Source organism: Arcobacter sp. CECT 8983 (assembly GCF_004118855.1).
Lineage (GTDB): Bacteria > Campylobacterota > Campylobacteria > Campylobacterales > Arcobacteraceae > Halarcobacter.
This window is the reverse complement of the sequence record NZ_PDKF01000002.1, coordinates 1-15,845: the sequence shown is the minus strand read 5'-3', so window position 1 is coordinate 15,845 and position 15,845 is coordinate 1. Positions and strand designations below refer to the sequence as shown.

General features: G+C 28.3%; 23 protein-coding genes. 13 read left to right on the top strand and 10 right to left on the bottom strand.

Annotated features, from left to right (window positions below):
- Window positions 1–42 precede the first annotated feature (42 nt).
- On the top strand, window positions 43–693 hold the full coding sequence (ung, locus tag CRV01_RS00120; protein WP_129005844.1) for a uracil-DNA glycosylase: 651 nt from the start codon (window positions 43–45) through the stop codon (window positions 691–693).
- On the top strand, window positions 687–1,085 hold the full coding sequence (locus CRV01_RS00115) for a DUF695 domain-containing protein (RefSeq protein WP_129005842.1): 399 nt from the start codon (window positions 687–689) through the stop codon (window positions 1,083–1,085). The genes ung and CRV01_RS00115 overlap by 7 nt, the downstream gene beginning before the upstream one ends.
- A gap of 1 nt (window position 1,086) precedes the next feature.
- On the opposite strand, the gene CRV01_RS00110 is transcribed toward CRV01_RS00115, so the two are convergent.
- The gene (locus tag CRV01_RS00110; protein ID WP_129005840.1) at window positions 1,087–1,476 is read right to left on the bottom strand and encodes a hypothetical protein; all 390 of its coding nucleotides are present in this window, start codon (window positions 1,474–1,476) and stop codon (window positions 1,087–1,089) included.
- Window positions 1,477–1,601: 125 nt separating this feature from the next.
- On the opposite strand from CRV01_RS00110, the gene CRV01_RS00105 reads away from it, so the two are divergent.
- Genes CRV01_RS00105 through CRV01_RS00095 form a run of 3 tightly spaced genes read left to right on the top strand, consistent with a single transcriptional unit; the run spans window position 1,602 to window position 3,085 of the window.
- Window positions 1,602–1,853 carry a helix-hairpin-helix domain-containing protein gene (locus tag CRV01_RS00105; RefSeq protein ID WP_129005838.1) on the top strand — a complete coding sequence of 84 codons (252 nt, stop codon included), beginning with the start codon at window positions 1,602–1,604 and terminating at the stop codon, window positions 1,851–1,853.
- Window positions 1,854–1,911: 58 nt separating this feature from the next.
- A complete protein-coding gene (locus tag CRV01_RS00100; protein WP_129005836.1) occupies window positions 1,912–2,325 on the top strand; it encodes a YchJ family protein in 414 nt (137 codons plus the stop codon).
- A 19-nt stretch (window positions 2,326–2,344) separates the two neighbouring features.
- Complete coding sequence (locus CRV01_RS00095; protein WP_129005834.1) at window positions 2,345–3,085, top strand: YaaA family protein; 741 nt, start codon at window positions 2,345–2,347, stop codon at window positions 3,083–3,085.
- A 25-nt stretch (window positions 3,086–3,110) separates the two neighbouring features.
- Here CRV01_RS00095 and CRV01_RS00090 read toward each other — a convergent pair whose 3' ends face one another.
- Both CRV01_RS00090 and CRV01_RS00085 read right to left on the bottom strand, forming a co-directional pair.
- Window positions 3,111–4,388, bottom strand: a complete 1,278-nt coding sequence (locus CRV01_RS00090) for an NAD(P)/FAD-dependent oxidoreductase (RefSeq protein ID WP_129005831.1) — start codon at window positions 4,386–4,388, stop codon at window positions 3,111–3,113.
- A gap of 10 nt (window positions 4,389–4,398) precedes the next feature.
- Entirely contained in the window at window positions 4,399–4,695 is a 297-nt protein-coding gene (locus CRV01_RS00085) for a c-type cytochrome (RefSeq protein WP_164969989.1), read from the bottom strand.
- Between the two features lie 245 nt (window positions 4,696–4,940).
- On the opposite strand from CRV01_RS00085, the gene ectA reads away from it, so the two are divergent.
- From ectA to CRV01_RS00050, 7 genes are read left to right on the top strand one after another with little or no spacing between them, the layout of a single operon-like run.
- Entirely contained in the window at window positions 4,941–5,429 is a 489-nt protein-coding gene (gene ectA / locus CRV01_RS00080; RefSeq protein ID WP_129005827.1) for a diaminobutyrate acetyltransferase, read from the top strand.
- Window positions 5,430–5,442: 13 nt separating this feature from the next.
- On the top strand, window positions 5,443–6,723 hold the full coding sequence (gene ectB / locus CRV01_RS00075) for a diaminobutyrate--2-oxoglutarate transaminase (protein WP_129005825.1): 1,281 nt from the start codon (window positions 5,443–5,445) through the stop codon (window positions 6,721–6,723).
- Window positions 6,724–7,119, top strand: a complete 396-nt coding sequence (locus CRV01_RS00070; protein WP_129005823.1) for an ectoine synthase — start codon at window positions 6,724–6,726, stop codon at window positions 7,117–7,119.
- Between the two features lie 2 nt (window positions 7,120–7,121).
- Window positions 7,122–7,430, top strand: a complete 309-nt coding sequence (locus CRV01_RS00065) for a hypothetical protein (protein ID WP_129005820.1) — start codon at window positions 7,122–7,124, stop codon at window positions 7,428–7,430.
- The gene (locus CRV01_RS00060) at window positions 7,427–8,074 is read left to right on the top strand and encodes a winged helix-turn-helix domain-containing protein (protein WP_129005818.1); all 648 of its coding nucleotides are present in this window, start codon (window positions 7,427–7,429) and stop codon (window positions 8,072–8,074) included. Before CRV01_RS00065 ends, CRV01_RS00060 begins: the two co-directional genes overlap by 4 nt.
- 20 nt (window positions 8,075–8,094) lie before the next feature.
- Window positions 8,095–9,459, top strand: a complete 1,365-nt coding sequence (locus CRV01_RS00055; protein WP_129005816.1) for an aspartate kinase — start codon at window positions 8,095–8,097, stop codon at window positions 9,457–9,459.
- A 28-nt stretch (window positions 9,460–9,487) separates the two neighbouring features.
- Window positions 9,488–10,354 (top strand): hypothetical protein, encoded by an 867-nt coding sequence (locus CRV01_RS00050; protein WP_129005814.1) that lies wholly within the window; start codon window positions 9,488–9,490, stop codon window positions 10,352–10,354.
- Here the strand turns inward: CRV01_RS00050 and CRV01_RS00045 are convergent.
- From CRV01_RS00045 to secG, 5 genes are all read right to left on the bottom strand, one after another.
- Entirely contained in the window at window positions 10,351–11,442 is a 1,092-nt protein-coding gene (locus tag CRV01_RS00045; RefSeq protein ID WP_129005812.1) for an MFS transporter, read from the bottom strand. The two genes, CRV01_RS00050 and CRV01_RS00045, sit on opposite strands and share 4 nt — an antisense overlap.
- A complete protein-coding gene (locus CRV01_RS00040) occupies window positions 11,443–11,931 on the bottom strand; it encodes an RDD family protein (RefSeq protein ID WP_129005810.1) in 489 nt (162 codons plus the stop codon).
- A gap of 5 nt (window positions 11,932–11,936) precedes the next feature.
- The gene (gene pyrE / locus CRV01_RS00035) at window positions 11,937–12,545 is read right to left on the bottom strand and encodes an orotate phosphoribosyltransferase (protein ID WP_129005807.1); all 609 of its coding nucleotides are present in this window, start codon (window positions 12,543–12,545) and stop codon (window positions 11,937–11,939) included.
- A 4-nt stretch (window positions 12,546–12,549) separates the two neighbouring features.
- Entirely contained in the window at window positions 12,550–13,107 is a 558-nt protein-coding gene (gene frr / locus CRV01_RS00030; RefSeq protein ID WP_129005805.1) for a ribosome recycling factor, read from the bottom strand.
- Between the two features lie 166 nt (window positions 13,108–13,273).
- Complete coding sequence (gene secG / locus CRV01_RS00025; protein WP_129005803.1) at window positions 13,274–13,633, bottom strand: preprotein translocase subunit SecG; 360 nt, start codon at window positions 13,631–13,633, stop codon at window positions 13,274–13,276.
- Window positions 13,634–13,704: 71 nt separating this feature from the next.
- Between secG and CRV01_RS00020 the strand changes: the two genes are divergently transcribed.
- Window positions 13,705–14,397, top strand: a complete 693-nt coding sequence (locus tag CRV01_RS00020; RefSeq protein ID WP_129005801.1) for a methyltransferase — start codon at window positions 13,705–13,707, stop codon at window positions 14,395–14,397.
- Here CRV01_RS00020 and CRV01_RS00015 read toward each other — a convergent pair.
- Window positions 14,349–14,756, bottom strand: a complete 408-nt coding sequence (locus tag CRV01_RS00015; protein WP_129005799.1) for a thiamine-phosphate pyrophosphorylase — start codon at window positions 14,754–14,756, stop codon at window positions 14,349–14,351. The genes CRV01_RS00020 and CRV01_RS00015 overlap by 49 nt on opposite strands.
- 31 nt (window positions 14,757–14,787) lie before the next feature.
- The gene (locus CRV01_RS00010; protein ID WP_129005797.1) at window positions 14,788–15,480 is read right to left on the bottom strand and encodes a Bax inhibitor-1/YccA family protein; all 693 of its coding nucleotides are present in this window, start codon (window positions 15,478–15,480) and stop codon (window positions 14,788–14,790) included.
- Window positions 15,481–15,845 lie beyond the last annotated feature (365 nt).

The following is a 15,845-nucleotide window of genomic DNA, read 5'->3' as shown; positions in this document are numbered from 1 at the left end:
ATTTAATCTGCAATAATACACTTTTATAACTAAAGGCAGATAATGAATACATGGGATGATATTTTAAATATTGAAAAAAATAAAGATTATTATAAAAATTTAGAAAACTCTTTAGAACAAGAGTACGCGACAAAAAAGATTTTTCCTCCAAAGGAGTTGATATTTAATGCTTTTGAAAAGACGCCTTTAAAGGATTTAAAAGTAGTCATTTTAGGTCAAGACCCTTATCATGGAGAAGGGCAAGCACAAGGTTTCTCTTTTTCAACTCCAAAGGAGATTAAAAATCCTCCTTCTATGCAAAATATTTTAAAAGAGATAAAGCAGGATTTAGGAAATGACTCTATTTGTTTAGATGGAGATTTAACCCCTTGGGCAAAACAAGGAGTTCTTTTATTAAATGCAATTCTTACAGTTGAAGAAGCAAAACCTAAATCTCATCACAAAATGGGTTGGGAAATTTTTACAGACAATATAATTAAATATATCTCAGCTTCTTGTGAAGGTATAGTTTTTATACTTTGGGGAGCTCCTGCTATTAAAAAAAGAAAACTAATTGATGAAACAAAACATTATATTTTAACAGCGCCTCATCCAAGCCCTTTATCTTCTTATAGAGGATTTTTTGGATGTAAACACTTTTCAAAAACAAATGAGATTTTAAAACAAAACAATAAAGAGCAAATACAATGGTAATAAATGAAGACAAATGGGAATTAGTGACAACTGATAGTATAAATCAATTATTAAGAGTTAAAAAAGATATTGATTTAGAAGGCTATGAGACTTTAGTAGTAGTAAAACATAACTTCCATGTGGCAGATGATATTATGTTTCCAGATCCAGCTTGTCTATCGTTTTTTACAGCATTCGAAAAAAATCATTTGGAAAAACTTGAAGAAGAAGGATTTTTAAAACTTTGTGCAGTTGATATAAAAGAAGGTCTTATACAGTTTTATATCTATTGTAAAGATTATGAACAAACTATTGAAAAGCTAATTGAGTTTTTAAAAACAAATAATTTGTATGAATGTGAATTTGAAGTAGTTATTGAAGACAAAGGTGCTAGATTAAGAAGTTTAATCTAGCTTATTTGTTTAGTTCAGTTAGTAAGTTAACAAAGTTTCTATTATGAATTTTATTTACTTGCATAAATATAAATGCAACAACTATAACATTTAAGTGAATCATTGCCTCTTTGAACTCGAAAAATGCTAAAAGAATACCAGCTATTAAAATAAAAACTGGGTATGCAAGTTTAATCCTTTGTTCATCCCTTGCTAAAAGAATTTGATAATCTTTTAGATTTGAACTAATAAATGATTTATCTTCTTGTGAAAGTTTTTTCTTTTCTTTTAGTTCGTTTAACCCTTTTAATACATCTAACTTTTTCTTGTATTGATAGTATTTTACAAATAACATGATTAGAATAACCATTGATATAATGTTAGATATTAACTCTAGTGGTATTTGTCCCATTGTGTCTGTTCCCCTTTGATTTAAAAGATTTTATTATATTTGAGATTATAATTTACTAATGTGCTTTAAAATATATTTAAATATTATTTATATATAATTTAATTTATTATTTAAAGGAGTACAAAATGAAAAAAATTTTTTTAGGATTAATGTTGAGTTGTGCATTTTTATTTGCATCAATTAACTTAAATAGTGCAAGTAAAGAGGAGTTGATGCAGATAAAAGGAATAGGGGAGAAAAAGGCTTCAATGATAATTGACTTTAGAAAAAAACAAAAAATTAATAACCCAGAAGATTTATTGATTTTAAAAGGTTTTGGAAAAGGCTTAGTTGAAAATATCCAAAAGGATATAAAAGTTAAAGGTGCTAAAAAGTAGCTATATATTTTAGCCTAGGAAATTTTCTGCTAAAATACTATTTAAAAAGGAGTTTAGTATGAAAATTTCTGGGAATTCTTTTTGTCCTTGCGGGAGTTTAAAGAAATATAAAAAATGCTGTAGACTATTTCACTTTGGTGAAACTCCTTTAACTGCATTAGATTTAATGAAATCAAGATATAGTGCTTTTGTTGCAAATAATCAAGACTATATAATTTTAACTACTCATAGAGATAATGCAGATTATACAACTGATATTGAAAGTTGGAAAAACTCAATAAACAATTTTTCAAAGTATAGTGACTTTAAAAAGTTAGAGATATTAGACTTTATTGATGGTGAAGAGGTATCTTATGTAACTTTTAAAGCCACTATATTTCAAGGTGCTATAGATTCTTCTTTTGTGGAAAAAAGTAAATTCCTAAAAGTAGATGGGAAATGGTTATATCATAGTGGAGAATTTGTACAATAAATTATAAAGGTAAAGATATATGAAGATTTTATTAGCTCCAGCAGAAGCAAAAAATAGTGGTGGAGAAAACAAACCTTTTTGTAAAGAGAACTTTTTTTTAGATGAATTGTTTGAAAAAAGAGAAGAGATTTTTAATGCATATGAAAAGTATGTATCAAGTTTAACAATAGAAGAGTTATCAAAATGGTTTGGATTAAAAAAACTAGATGAAGTGGAAAAATACAAAGAGAGTCTAAAAAATAAACCAACAATGAAAGCTATCAACAGATATGATGGAGTTGCTTTTGATGCTTTAGCTTATTCTTCATTAGATGAAAAAGCACAAAATTATATAGATGAAAATGTATTACTATTTTCAAATCTTTTTGGACCAATAAAAGCAAATGATCTAATCCCTGATTATAAGTATAAACAAGGAGCAAAGCTTCCTAATATAAATGTAGAAAAATTTTACTTAGAAAACTTTACAGATAGTTTGGATGATTTTATTGTTGATGAGGTTATTGATTTAAGAGCAGGGTTCTATGAGAAGTTTTATAAAATAAAAAAAGCAAATGTTTTAACATTTAAATTTATAAAAGATGGGAAAGTTGTATCTCATTGGGCTAAGTTTTACAGAGGAAAACTTTTACAAGAAATTGCAAAAAATGATATAAAAAATCATAGTGAGTTTATGCAAATGCAAATTCCAGGTTTAAAACTTGAAGAGATTCAGGAAAAGAAAAATGTAAAACTACTTATAATGAGTATAAAGGATTAAGAAGTACTCAGTTGAGTACTTCTTATTATCTAAACATATCAGCAGTTTGGTTTTGGTACCAACCTACAGCATATTCAGCTTCTAATGCTCTAAACGATGGGTCAGCTCCCATAGGACTTAATCCTCCAGCTTCAGGAATTGCTTTAATTCCATCTTCATGGGCTTCATAAACAGCAGCAACTGTAATTCCATAATTTGGCGCAATTAAACTATAACAAGTATTTGCTAGTTTTGGTGGGTTTACTACAGGTTTATTTTTTAATAATCTTGTAATCTGTAGTGCAGCAACTTTCCCTTGAGAATTAGCAGAAAAACCAGATTTTGGCATACTTCTTGCAATTGTTGCATCACCTATTACATGTATATTTTTTACAAGTTTTGATTCAAAAGTTTTCGTATTTATTGGGCACCAATCACCTTTTGTAAGTCCAGAATCAAAAGCAAGTTGTCCTGCTTTTTGTGCTGGAATATAGTTAAGGACATCTGCTTTTACAACTTCATCTTCTGTTGTTACTTCTTTTCTTTTAGGGTCAACAGATAAAACTTTTCCTCCAAATTCAACACTTCTCCATTCAATCATATCTCGATATAAGTTTTCCCATCCCTCTTGGAATAAACCTTGTTTAGAGAAGCTATTTTTTTGATCTAAGATTATGATTTTAGAGTTTGGTTTATGAGTTTTTAAATAATGAGCAACTAATGAGACTCTTTCATATGGGCCAGGAGGACATCTAAATGGATTAGCTGGTGCAACCATAACATATGTTCCTCCATCTTGCATACCTTCAAGCTGTTCTCTTAAAAGTGTTGTTTGTGCACCTGCTTTATATGCATGTGGTGCAAACTGTTCTGAACCTTTAACATAACCTTTTTCGTATTTGAAATCTATTCCTGGAGAAACAATAGCTTTATGATAAGGAATCTTATCTCCATTTTCTAAAATAACAGAGTTTGTTGCTCCATCAAGTTTTTTTACTTTTTCATGGATAACTTTTACTTTATATTTACTTTCTAATATTTTATAGTCATGTTTTATATAATCAATATCATTTATTCCTGCAATTACAGTATTACCAAAAGGACAAGTATAATATTCTTTATTTTGTTCAATTAAAATTACTTCTGTTTCAGGGGAGAATTTTTTTAAGTATTTAGCAGCAGTAGCTCCACCAAAACCTCCACCAACTACAATAACTCTTTTTCTGTCTTTTGGTAAAGATACATTAGTTATACTACTGCAAGCAGCAAATGAAAGTGCAACTGATCCTACAAGTATTTTATTAAAATGTCTTCTATTTATCATCTTTAATCCTTTATCTTTCTACTTTAGAAAAGTAATAAGAGATTTGTTCTAGTTCAGCATCAGTAAAACCTTTTGCATGTTTTTGCATCATAGTTCCTGTCTTCTCCCCATTTTTATAAGCAAGTAAGGTTTGATACATAACTGTTTTACTCATCCCAGCTATATAAGGTGTTATTGTAATAGACTTTCCATCTGTTCCATGACATGATGCACATGATAGTGATAACATTTTCCCCTGTAAAGCATCATATTCGACAGCATACATGAAGTTACATAGACAAAATAGTACAAGAAGTAACTTTTTCATTTGCGCCCCTTTAAGTTTAAGTGTGTGTGATTTGAACTTTAAAAAGAAGTTCATAAATAATAATAATTATTTTTTCTTAAGCGAAAATTAATTTATATAGTGAAATATAGATATTCTTTTACAAAAAACACATAATCTAAGTTTTTGTTAAGTTTCATATGTTATAAATTTACAATCAAGATGTAAAAAAATTACATAAATCATGTAAATTTTTAATATCAATAAAATATTTAAAGGACAAATATATGTCAAAAAGTGAAATAAATATTTGTAAACCTTCTAAAGAAGATGCAAATAAAATTTACGAACTTGTTAAAAGTACAAAGGTATTAGATGTAAATTCTGAATATCTTTATTTACTTCAATCGACTCATTTTAGTGATATTTGTTCAATTGCAACATATGAAGATAAAGTAATTGGCTTTGTATCAGGATATATGATTCCAAATGAGCCAAATACTCTGTTTATATGGCAGGTTGCAGTTGACTCTGACTTTAGAGGAAATGATTTAGCTAGAAGATTGATAATGGATATAGTTCAAAGAAAGGAACTAAATATTAATTATTTACATACTACGGTATCTCCGAGTAATAATTCATCTATTAGAGTATTTGAAAAAGTTGTAAATCATTATGAAACTGAAATGAAAAGTATGAAGTTTTTCGAAGCAAGTGATTTTGTTAATCAACATGAAGAAGAGGTTTTATATAAAATAGGACCGTTTAAAAAATAAAGGAAAAAGTAAAATGAGAATTTTTGAAAATTTAGAATCAGAAGTAAGAGGTTATATCAGGAGTTTCCCAACAATTTTTGAAACATCAAAGGGTGCTGTTTTAACAAATGAACAAGGTGAAGACTTTATTGACTTCTTTGCAGGAGCAGGTACTTTAAACTATGGACATAATAATGACCATATAAGTAAAGCATTAGTTGAATATATACAAAAAGATGGTGTAGTTCATGGACTTGACATGGCAACAAGTGCAAAAAAAGAGTTTTTACAAACTTTACAAGACACTATTTTAGTGCCTAGAAACTTAGATTATAAAGTACAATTTACTGGACCAACAGGAACAAATGCAGTAGAAACTGCTTTAAAACTTGCAAGACTTGTAAAGGGTAGATCTAATGTAGTTTCATTTACTAATGGTTTCCATGGTTTAACTCAAGGTTCATCTTCTGTTACAGGAAACAATGACTATAGAGATGAAAGTTATATTAGTAGATCAAATGTAACTTTTATGCCATTTGATGGATATTTTGGTGATATGAATACTATGGCTATTTTTAGAAAATTCTTAGAAGATAGTAGTAGTGGTTTAGATATTCCAGCAGCTGTTATTGTTGAAACTATTCAAGGTGAAGGTGGAATTAATGTTGCATCTAAAGAATGGTTACAAGAACTTGAATCTATTTGTAGAGAGTATGATATCTTATTAATTATTGATGATATTCAAGTTGGTAACGGAAGAACTGGTGAATTCTTTTCATTTGAATTTGCAGGAATTAATCCAGATATTGTAACTATATCAAAATCAATTGGTGGTGGACTACCTATGGCAATTGTATTATTAAAACCTGATTTAGACCAATGGAAACCAGGTGAACATACAGGTACATTTAGAGGTAATAACTTAGCCTTTGTTGCAGCAAAAGTTGCTATTGAACAATACTGGCAAAATGATGATTTATCAAATGCAGTTAAATATAAAGAGAAACTTTTAAAAGAAGAGCTTCAAAAAATAGCTGATAAATATAAAGATATTTTTGATGTTGAAGTAAGAGGTAGAGGTCTAGCTTATGGATTTGAAGTTAAAGGTGACAATTCAGTGGCTGGAGAGATATCAAGTTACGCCTTTGAAGAAAAACTAATTGTAGAAACTTGTGGTAGTGAAGACCAAATTGTTAAATTCTTACCTCCATTAATTATTGATGAAGAGACTTTATTAGAAGGTTTAAAAAGATTAGATACTGCAATTTCAAAACTAGTAGCAGATAAAAAAGAAAAATTAACAGGAGAGTTTTAAATGATTGTTAAAGATATCAAAAAAGACGTAATGGGTACCCAAAGAGAAGTGTTTGCTGAAGGTGGACAATGGGTTAGTAGAAGAATGCTTTTAAAAGATGAAGGAATGGGATTCTCATTTCATGAAACTATAATTAAAGCGAATACTAAAACACATATCCATTATCAAAACCATTTAGAAGCAGTTTATTGTGTAGCTGGAAATGGGAAGATTGAAGATTTAGCAACTGGTGAGATACATGACATTTATGATGGTGTTATGTATGCATTAAACGATCATGATGATCACAACCTTTATGGAGGAACTGAAGATATGAGACTTATTTGTGTATTTAACCCTCCAATTAAAGGAACTGAGCACCATGATGAAAATGGAGTATATCCTTTAGAGGACTAATTGTGAAATTTATCTATATTAAAAATTATTTAAATATATCAAGAGAGAAAAAATTTGAATTTATAAAGTTCATTTATAGTTTTGAAGAGTTCAAATTAATTAATCAAAAAATTGTTTTAAATGATAATGCTTTAATTATTGAATTAAGTAAAAACTCTTCTTTTGATATAGCTAAAACTTTAATAGATAAATTTTTTGAAGATTATGACGATATTGAAACATTTTTTATTGACTCATTAGCAATAGAAGAAGATAATACTCTAATTTTAAAAAGAGATAATGAAGTTGTTAGGAGTGTATATATTAAATGAGACTATTGTCATATAACCTAAATGAAGAACTAGTAGATTACTTGGATGAAGAACAACTATATATAGTAGATATTGCAGAAGATATAAGTGATGCAATCTATCATAGTGAAGTGAGATATTACAATCTAGTAATTGTAGATTGTAGTAACTATTTTGAATGTAAGAGAATATTAAATAATGTTGATAATAGAGTGACTGCTGTAGTTTTTCTAGTAGATGATTGGTCTAAGCAATTAGAAGTAAGCCTTTTGAAAAAAGGTGCAATTTCAGTGTTAAAAAAACCAACTTCAAATGAATATATTTTAGCAAAAATGGAGTCAATTCATAGAGATAACTTTAAAAAAGAACTTTTTTATAAAGGTAATTATAAAGCAGACTTAGAAGAAAAAGCTTTGGTTAACGATGATAAAAAAGTTTTCTTTAAAGGTAAATCTTTTTCTATATTAAGTTATTTGATAAAAAATAGATATAGGTCTCCTATTTCAAAGGATGAGTTACTACAAGCAAACTGGGATGAGCCAGAGATGGTGTCAGATAATGTGATTGAAGTTAATATTAACTCAATTAGAAATAGTCTAAAAAAAGAGTTTGATGAAAACTTTATTGAAACAGTAAGACACAGAGGATATAAGGTAAGTATTTAACTTATAAGGAATAATAAAAAATGAATATAAAAGTATGTAAATTTGGAGGAAGTTCAGTAAAAGACGCCTCCCAAATAAAAAAAGTTTTTAATATTATTAAAAGCGATGAAAAAAGAAAAGTTATAGTTGTTTCTGCACCTGGTAGAGATGATATCCATAATGAAAAAATTACTGACCACCTATTAAATCTTTCAACTGATGGAAATTATTTTTGTGAACAGAAAATAAATGTATCTGCAAAAGATAGTTTTGATGCTATTATTAATAAGTTTGAACAACTTTGTAAAGATTTAAAAGTTGATAGTAAACATATTATTGATTCTTTAGTAAAAGATTTAAACAATAGTTCATTAAAAGGTGAAAGAAAAAATGCTTTTTTCTTATCTAGAGGTGAACACTATAATGCAAAAATTATCACAGAATATATGAGAAAAAATGGTTTAAATATAAAACTAATGCTTCCAGAAGATTTTGGCTTTTTACTAACTTCTGAATATTGTGATGGTAAAGTTTGTAAAAAAACTTATAATAATATTAGTGAGTATTTTAACTTTGATAAAGCAGATTATTATTTAGTACCAGGTTTTTATGGGGTAAATGAAGATAAAGAGATTTCTGTTATGAGTAGAGGTGGAAGTGACCTTACTGGTGGAGAACTTGCATATGCTTTAGATGCTGATATTTATGAAAACTGGACAGATACAAATGGAGTTTATGAAGTTGACCCAAGAATAATAGATGGAGCTAATGTTATTCCAAGACTTACCTTTAAAGAGTTAAGACTATTAAGTTCTAAAGGGTTTAATGTATTCCATTTTAATGCAATGCTAAATTGTAAAAAAAGTAAAATACCAATTAATATTAGAAATACAAACAATCCAGAACATGATGGTACCCTTATTTTAAATGAAAGAGTACCAATGGAAGATTTAGTAGGTATAGCAAAACTTGATAATATGGCGGCAATTCATTTACAAAAAGATATGTTAGCTGATGAAATAGGTTTTACAGCAGAGCTTTTAAAAATCTTTAGTGAATATGGAATAAATACATATCACTATCCTACAGATAGAGATGATATCTCAATTTTAGTCGATCAAGAAGATTTAAAAGGAAATATTAATAATCTAAGAAGAGAAATTGAAAGAAGATTAAAAACTGATAATATTAATGTTACATATAATTTAGCTATTATTACACTTGTTGGAATTGGACTAAGAGAGAATGCATTTGCTATAGTAGATGCCATTACAGCGCTAAAAGAAGAGAATATGTCTTTTGAAATGTTTGATATGAGTCCATCTAAAATTTCTTTCCATATTGGTGTATCTCAAAATATTTCTGATATAGCTTTGGAAACTTTATACAAAAAAATGTTATCGTAAGGGGAAAATTACCCTATAAAGGATTTATATGAGAAAAATGTTTTTGTTGTTATTTATTTTAACAAATATAGCATTTGCTAATACACAAAAAGAAGAAAAAATTCAAAATAGGATAAATAATTTAGAAAAGCCTCTATATAATCCCTTTGTTGAAAACTACATTTTGCATGAGATTAAGCAGTTAAGAGATGAGAATAGAGATTTAAAAATTGAACTTCATGAAACTTTAGCAAAAAAAGAAGTGCAAATGAATACTAATGTTGTAAATTATGCAACTTCTACTATTAATAATATGTTTTATATTATTGCTGCTGCAACATCTTTACTTGTAATTGTAGGTTGGACTTCAATCAAAGATACAAATGAAAAAGTAAAAAATATGATTGATGAAAAGACCTCGAAGATTATACAAGAGTATGAAGAGAGACTTTTAAATTTTGAAAAAGATTTAGAAAGTAGGTCTAAGCAAGTAAAACGTAATCAACATGAGATTGAAGTTACTAATACTATTCACTCGTTATGGCTAAGAGCTAGTCAAGAATCGACTGCTGCAGGTAAAGTTGAGATTTATGATGAGATTTTAAATATAAGACCTGATGAAGTAGAGGCCTTAACTTATAAAGCAGATGCTGTTTTAGAAATGGGTGAAGCAAATTGGGCACTAAACCTTACTAATCAAGCTCTTGAAATAGATAACTCTTATGCAAATGCATATTATCAAAGATCTAAAATTTTTGCTGTTTTAGGTCAAGAAGAGAATGTTATTTTAGATTTAGAAAAAGCAATTGATTTAAATGATCAGTATGTTGAAGAAATAGAAAATGATGAAGAGTTTGATTATCTAATGAAGAATAAAAAGATTCAAGAAATACTTAAATTAAAAGCAACAGTTTAGACTTCCTTTGGAAGTCTTTTGTTATATAAAAACAGTAAAGAAAATAGAGCAAAAATAGTTGAGTAAAGGAATAGATACTCTCCATATAACCATCCTGCAATTAAAGCTCCTAAAAAACCACCTAAACCATAAGCAACTCCAAACATAAACTGTTGAGCAAGCTTTTTATTTTCATATAATGAATATAGATAAATAACAACTGCACTATGGAATAAACCAAATGAAAAAGCATGAATACCCTGACTTATAAAAGTAAGTGTTAAATTATCTGGATACATATAAACAATAAACCATCTAAGTGCTGTAACTGCTACAGAAAACTTAATTAAAGCGAGCAAATTCTTTTTTAATAAAGGTCCTTGGAAATAAAGAATAAATATTTCACAGATTACACCAAAAGACCAAAGATAAGAAGTCATTTCTAGACTTATGCCATGTTCTGTTTCGTATATAGTAAAGAAATTATAAAAGGCTCCAAAACTTAATTGCATAAAAAATAGACTTATCCAAAAAGGCCAATATTTTAGAAAAGAGAATTCACTATTTGGCTTTGATTCATCATGACTTACATCATCATATCTAAGTAATAAAAATGCAAATAGTACAGTTAGTACATTTACTGTTAAGTAATAATGCAATGCAATATATGGGTTTGTAAGAAACTGTGCAAGGACAAGTGAGATAATCATAAAACCAATTGAGCCATAAAGCCTTGATTTACCGTATCTTCCTTTCCCTAATACCTTAACAGCAGTAACCTCTAAATATGGCAGTATCATAGATAAACAAGCCGCTAAAACAGCATTATTTATCATAAGTAAATAAAGGTTCTCTAAAGTCACATAAAGCATTAAAGAACAAGCTACAGATAAAAGTAGAGCTGTTTTAAATACATTTTGATTTAAAGTAATATGTTTTAAAAATAAAAATGGAGTAATAAACTTCATAAGTGGGGCAATAGCAAATACCACACCAATCTCAAAAGCAGAATAACCAATATCGTGTAGAACTTTTGGTAAGAATATTACATATACTCCAACCGCTGCAAAATAAAAAAAATAAAATGCAGAGAGTTTAAAAAAAAGCATCTATTCTTTTGTTTCTATAACAGTTGTTTTAGTAAGTAAGTCTTGTATAGTTTTTTTATCTTTTCTAAAAAAAGGTAAAAATGCTAAAAGTATCGTAGTTGCAGAAACTAAAAATATGATATATCTAAGAATTGCTTTTGGCAGTGATATTTTTTCTTTAGTATTATCATCAATTAGTTTGATTGAATAAGCTTTAAAACCAGGTGTTTGTCCTTTAGCTATCCAAAAAAGAATAATTATAAGTCCAAAAACTAAAGCTGTAATCCATCTAGCTTCATCACTTCCTTGGAAATCATCTTTTCCATCCATGATTAAATAAGTTGTTATATACATAATTGGCATCATAATCATAAACATATCAACTATAAATGCTTTGATTCTATTACCAATTGGTGCAGAGGCGAAAGAGTCTTTTATCTCTTCTTTTATTGAAGAAGACTCCTCTTTAGAAACATTTCCTTGTTTTATATCTCGCCATCTGTTTGCCATGAAGATTAGTTTCCTCTACTTCCTGGTTTATATGCAACACTACCCTCTTTACATAAAGGACAATCTTCTGGAGAATACATTTCAAAAGTAAAGTCATCTAATGCAAAAAGTGGCTTATCTAATGGTAGTTTACAGTTATCTTTAGGTTCAGTAGTTGAACCCTCTCTAGAACAAAAACCTCTGTTTGCTAAAGCTGCATAAGCAACAATATTTCCACCATCATTTTCTACTTGTTTTGCAGCTTCAAGTGCAGAACCACCAGTTGTGATTATATCTTCACAAATAATATAGTTTTCACCTTCTTGTACTTCAAAACCTCTTCTAATAGTCATTTCACCATCTACTCTTTCTGCAAAAATAAATCTTACATCAAGGGCAGTTGCAAGTGCAAAACCTGCAATTAGTCCACCAAGTGCAGGTGAACATACAGCATCAACTTTAATTCCAGCATCTTTAATTTGTTTTGCTAAAGCTTCTGCAAGAAGTTTGGCAGTTTTAGGGTCTTCTAAAACTTTTGCAGATTGTAAATAAAATTGTGAATGGTTACCACTACTTAATTTAAAATGCCCTTCTAAAAGAGCATTAGCATCTTTATAAATTTGTTCTACATTCATTAAATTATACCGTTAAGATTTCTTGTTCTTTTGCTTTTAAAGTATCATCAGCTTTTGTAACATAAGAATCAGTAATTTTTTGGATTTCATCTAATGCTTTTTTATTTTCATCATCAGTAATCTCTTTATCTTTATGTAGATTTTTTACTTTATCGTTTGAGTGTTTTCTAACGTTTCTTATTGCAACCTTTGCATTATCAGTCATACCCTTAGCTTGTTTAGCACTCTCTTGTCTTTGCTCAACTGTCATTGGAGGGAAGAATAGTTTAATTACATCACCATCATTATTTGGGTTTACACCGATATTTGCATTTTGAATTGCTCTTTCAACATCACTTAAAAGATTCTTTTCCCATGGATTAACAACAATTGTTGTTGCATCTGTAGCAGTTACAGAACCAACTTGATTAAGTGGAGTAGGTGTTCCATAATAGTCAATTGAGATACCTTCTAAAATATTTGTATTAACTTTACCAGTTCTTAATGTTTTATAATCTCTTTTTAAAGCCTCAATAGACTTTTCCATATGATCTTTAGTTTCTTCATAGATTTCTTCTAACATTGTATTCTCCTTGATTGTTTATCTAATTGAAATTTGTAAAAGATTATACCATTATAACCTTTTATATATTGATTTATTGAGTTGAAAATGAAAGCTACTAACTTAAAAAAGTTAGTAGTTAAAGTTTTGTTTTTTAGAAGTAAGAGATACTCCATATTAAAACAAATTATTTACTTTCAGGGATTGTAGGAACTACAGGTGCCGCATTAGTTGGTGCAGCAGGTGCAGTTGATTTATTTTCTGTTGGTACGCTTGGAATAAGTGTATCTGTTTTAACACTATCCACGGCACTTTCCATTTTTTGTTGATTGTAAATATATCCTAATGCAATTGTATTAATAACAAAAAGAAGTCCTAATGTCATAGTTGCCTTGCTTAGGAAGTTTCCTGGTCCTTTTGCTCCAAATACAGAGTCGTTACTCCCACTGTATGCTCCAAGTCCAATACTAGAACTTTTTTGTAATAAGATAGTTATAGTTATAATAATTGCTAATACAAACTGAACTATTAAAAGTGTTGATGTCATTTTAAATTCCCTTTTGAAAAAATGGTAGGTATTTTACCTAAAACTTATTAAGAAAAAGTTAAAATAATAATATGTCTACTAAAAACCAATTTTCAAAATACGCAAATGAATATAAAAACCATAATATAATTCAACAAATTGTTGCTAAATCACTTGTACGTGAATTAAAGTTTCAGCCTAAAAAAATATTAGAATTAGGTTGTGGTTCTGGGCAAGTATTTAATTATATAAATTGGGATGTAGATTTTTATAAGGCTATTGATGCTTCAAAATCAATGTGTGAACTTCATCCAAAGAAAGAAAATATAGAAGTAAAATGTTTTGATTTTGATACAGATGAGTTTATTAATGAAATTAAAAATGATAACTATGATATTGTTTTATCCTCTTCTGCTTTACAGTGGTCTAAGGATTTAAAAAAAATTGTAAGAACATTAAGTGAAATTACAAATGAGATAAATGCAGTACTATTTACTTCAAATACTTTTAAAACTATTCAAAAGCTTACAAATACAAAATCACCTATTTTAGATGAAAATTCAATTAAAGAAGCTTTTTCAGAATATTTTGAATGTGAATTTGAAACTATTTTTTACAAATTAGAGTTTGATAATAAAAAAGAGTTGTTTGATTATATTAAAAAATCAGGAGTTAGTCCTAATGCTTCTTTATCATTTAAAGAGGCTAAAAGACTTTATAAAGAGTATGCTTTAAACTATTTAGAGTTTGAAGTTATATTTATTAAGACGGTTTCTAAGTTATAAAGTTCATATCTTATATATTTGAAGTTTTCACTATCTTTTATAGATGTTAACTTTGTGATTTCTTCAAGCACTCTTGAACTTTCTTGAGCTCTTTTAAAGTTAGCTATTAAAATAGAGTTTAAATCACTTCTATTTTGTTCACTTTTAATTGATTCTCTTAAAACATCATTGTTTACATCTCTAGTACTTAAAACTTCAATATAGTTATCAACTCTACAAAGATGTCTAAGTGATTTTAGTTTTAAAGATATTTCTTTATTATCATAGTTATATCTAAAGATATCTTCTACAACACGAATACCTTCTTTAAGTCTGTTAAGATTTGCATCAATTAATCTAAGAGTTTTATTGTTAGTCATATGTAGTAAAACTAGCCTAAAAGGCTAGTTTTTAGTCGTCACTATTTAAGATTCCAAATATTTGTAATAAAGATACAAATAAGTTAAAGAAATCTAAGTAAAGTGCAATAGCTGCTTCAATTGGAGTTTCAAATCCACCTTTGATGATTTGTTGTGTATCATAAAGAATGAAAGCAGAGAATAATAATGCACCAACACCTGCAATCCCTAACTGTAATAGTGGAGATTGGAAAAAGATATTTGAAATAGAACCAACAATAAGGATAATTAATGCAATGAATAACATTTTACCCATTGAAGAAAAATCTCTTTTTGTTGTCATTGCAAACATTGAAATTCCACCAAATGCAACTGATGTCATTAAAAATGCTTGCGCAACTATTGAAGCACCAGAAGGCATCATTAAGATATTACTTAAAAGTGGAGTAATAGTTAAACCACTGATAAACGTAAATCCAAATAATACAGCTAGGTTAATTCCAGGCTTATTTTTAACTGCAAAAAGTGCAAATAGTAATATAAATTCTAATATTACTAGACCCCAATACCAGCTTGCAATAGTAGAAACAACATCAAGACCGATGTAAGCTCCTGCAGTAGCAGCTAATAATGAACCAGCAAATAACTGGTATGTTGCTTTCAAGAAGCTCATTAATTCAGCTCTTGATGAATCTTGCGACTTGTATTGAGATGATTCTTGTGAAAGATAATCTCTGTTATACATTTCAATCCTTTCTAATTTTTTGATATTCTATAATGTTAGTCTTAATATTTACTTTAATATTTAATACTAATATTGCATTATAATGAACAATTGTTCACATACTATATTCTAAATCATTTTATGTGTATATATTGTGGATACATATATATATGAATAGAAAAAAGATAGAAAAAACAGTAAAAAGAAGAAACTTTCCAAATTTAAGCTTCAATTAAGAAGAAACCCTTGACAAAGCAAGAAAAATCTATTATAATTCCCGTCCAATTTCAGAGGAACGACATCAAAAAGATTTGAGAGAGTTACGATGATATGGGAGATCTTTTACAATTTAGAAGGTATATAAATAACTTTTATAAACCGAATAT

Bases quoted from the DNA above. Each gene is read 5' to 3' on its own strand.
- frr (WP_129005805.1), bottom strand. From the start codon at position 13,107: ATGTTAGAAGAAATCTATGAAGAAACTAAAGATCATATGGAAAAGTCT.
- CRV01_RS00105 (WP_129005838.1), top strand. From the start codon at position 1,602: ATGAAAAAAATTTTTTTAGGATTAATGTTGAGTTGTGCATTTTTATTT.
- CRV01_RS00020 (WP_129005801.1), top strand. From the start codon at position 13,705: ATGTCTACTAAAAACCAATTTTCAAAATACGCAAATGAATATAAAAAC.
- CRV01_RS00100 (WP_129005836.1), top strand. From the start codon at position 1,912: ATGAAAATTTCTGGGAATTCTTTTTGTCCTTGCGGGAGTTTAAAGAAA.
- ectB (WP_129005825.1), top strand. From the start codon at position 5,443: ATGAGAATTTTTGAAAATTTAGAATCAGAAGTAAGAGGTTATATCAGG.
- CRV01_RS00070 (WP_129005823.1), top strand. From the start codon at position 6,724: ATGATTGTTAAAGATATCAAAAAAGACGTAATGGGTACCCAAAGAGAA.
- CRV01_RS00010 (WP_129005797.1), bottom strand. From the start codon at position 15,480: ATGTATAACAGAGATTATCTTTCACAAGAATCATCTCAATACAAGTCG.
- CRV01_RS00090 (WP_129005831.1), bottom strand. From the start codon at position 4,388: ATGATAAATAGAAGACATTTTAATAAAATACTTGTAGGATCAGTTGCA.
- CRV01_RS00050 (WP_129005814.1), top strand. From the start codon at position 9,488: ATGAGAAAAATGTTTTTGTTGTTATTTATTTTAACAAATATAGCATTT.
- CRV01_RS00040 (WP_129005810.1), bottom strand. From the start codon at position 11,931: ATGGCAAACAGATGGCGAGATATAAAACAAGGAAATGTTTCTAAAGAG.
- ung (WP_129005844.1), top strand. From the start codon at position 43: ATGAATACATGGGATGATATTTTAAATATTGAAAAAAATAAAGATTAT.
- CRV01_RS00110 (WP_129005840.1), bottom strand. From the start codon at position 1,476: ATGGGACAAATACCACTAGAGTTAATATCTAACATTATATCAATGGTT.
- CRV01_RS00045 (WP_129005812.1), bottom strand. From the start codon at position 11,442: ATGCTTTTTTTTAAACTCTCTGCATTTTATTTTTTTTATTTTGCAGCG.
- ectA (WP_129005827.1), top strand. From the start codon at position 4,941: ATGTCAAAAAGTGAAATAAATATTTGTAAACCTTCTAAAGAAGATGCA.
- CRV01_RS00095 (WP_129005834.1), top strand. From the start codon at position 2,345: ATGAAGATTTTATTAGCTCCAGCAGAAGCAAAAAATAGTGGTGGAGAA.
- CRV01_RS00060 (WP_129005818.1), top strand. From the start codon at position 7,427: ATGAGACTATTGTCATATAACCTAAATGAAGAACTAGTAGATTACTTG.
- CRV01_RS00015 (WP_129005799.1), bottom strand. From the start codon at position 14,756: ATGACTAACAATAAAACTCTTAGATTAATTGATGCAAATCTTAACAGA.
- secG (WP_129005803.1), bottom strand. From the start codon at position 13,633: ATGACATCAACACTTTTAATAGTTCAGTTTGTATTAGCAATTATTATA.
- CRV01_RS00115 (WP_129005842.1), top strand. From the start codon at position 687: ATGGTAATAAATGAAGACAAATGGGAATTAGTGACAACTGATAGTATA.
- CRV01_RS00085 (WP_164969989.1), bottom strand. From the start codon at position 4,695: ATGAAAAAGTTACTTCTTGTACTATTTTGTCTATGTAACTTCATGTAT.
- CRV01_RS00055 (WP_129005816.1), top strand. From the start codon at position 8,095: ATGAATATAAAAGTATGTAAATTTGGAGGAAGTTCAGTAAAAGACGCC.
- pyrE (WP_129005807.1), bottom strand. From the start codon at position 12,545: ATGAATGTAGAACAAATTTATAAAGATGCTAATGCTCTTTTAGAAGGG.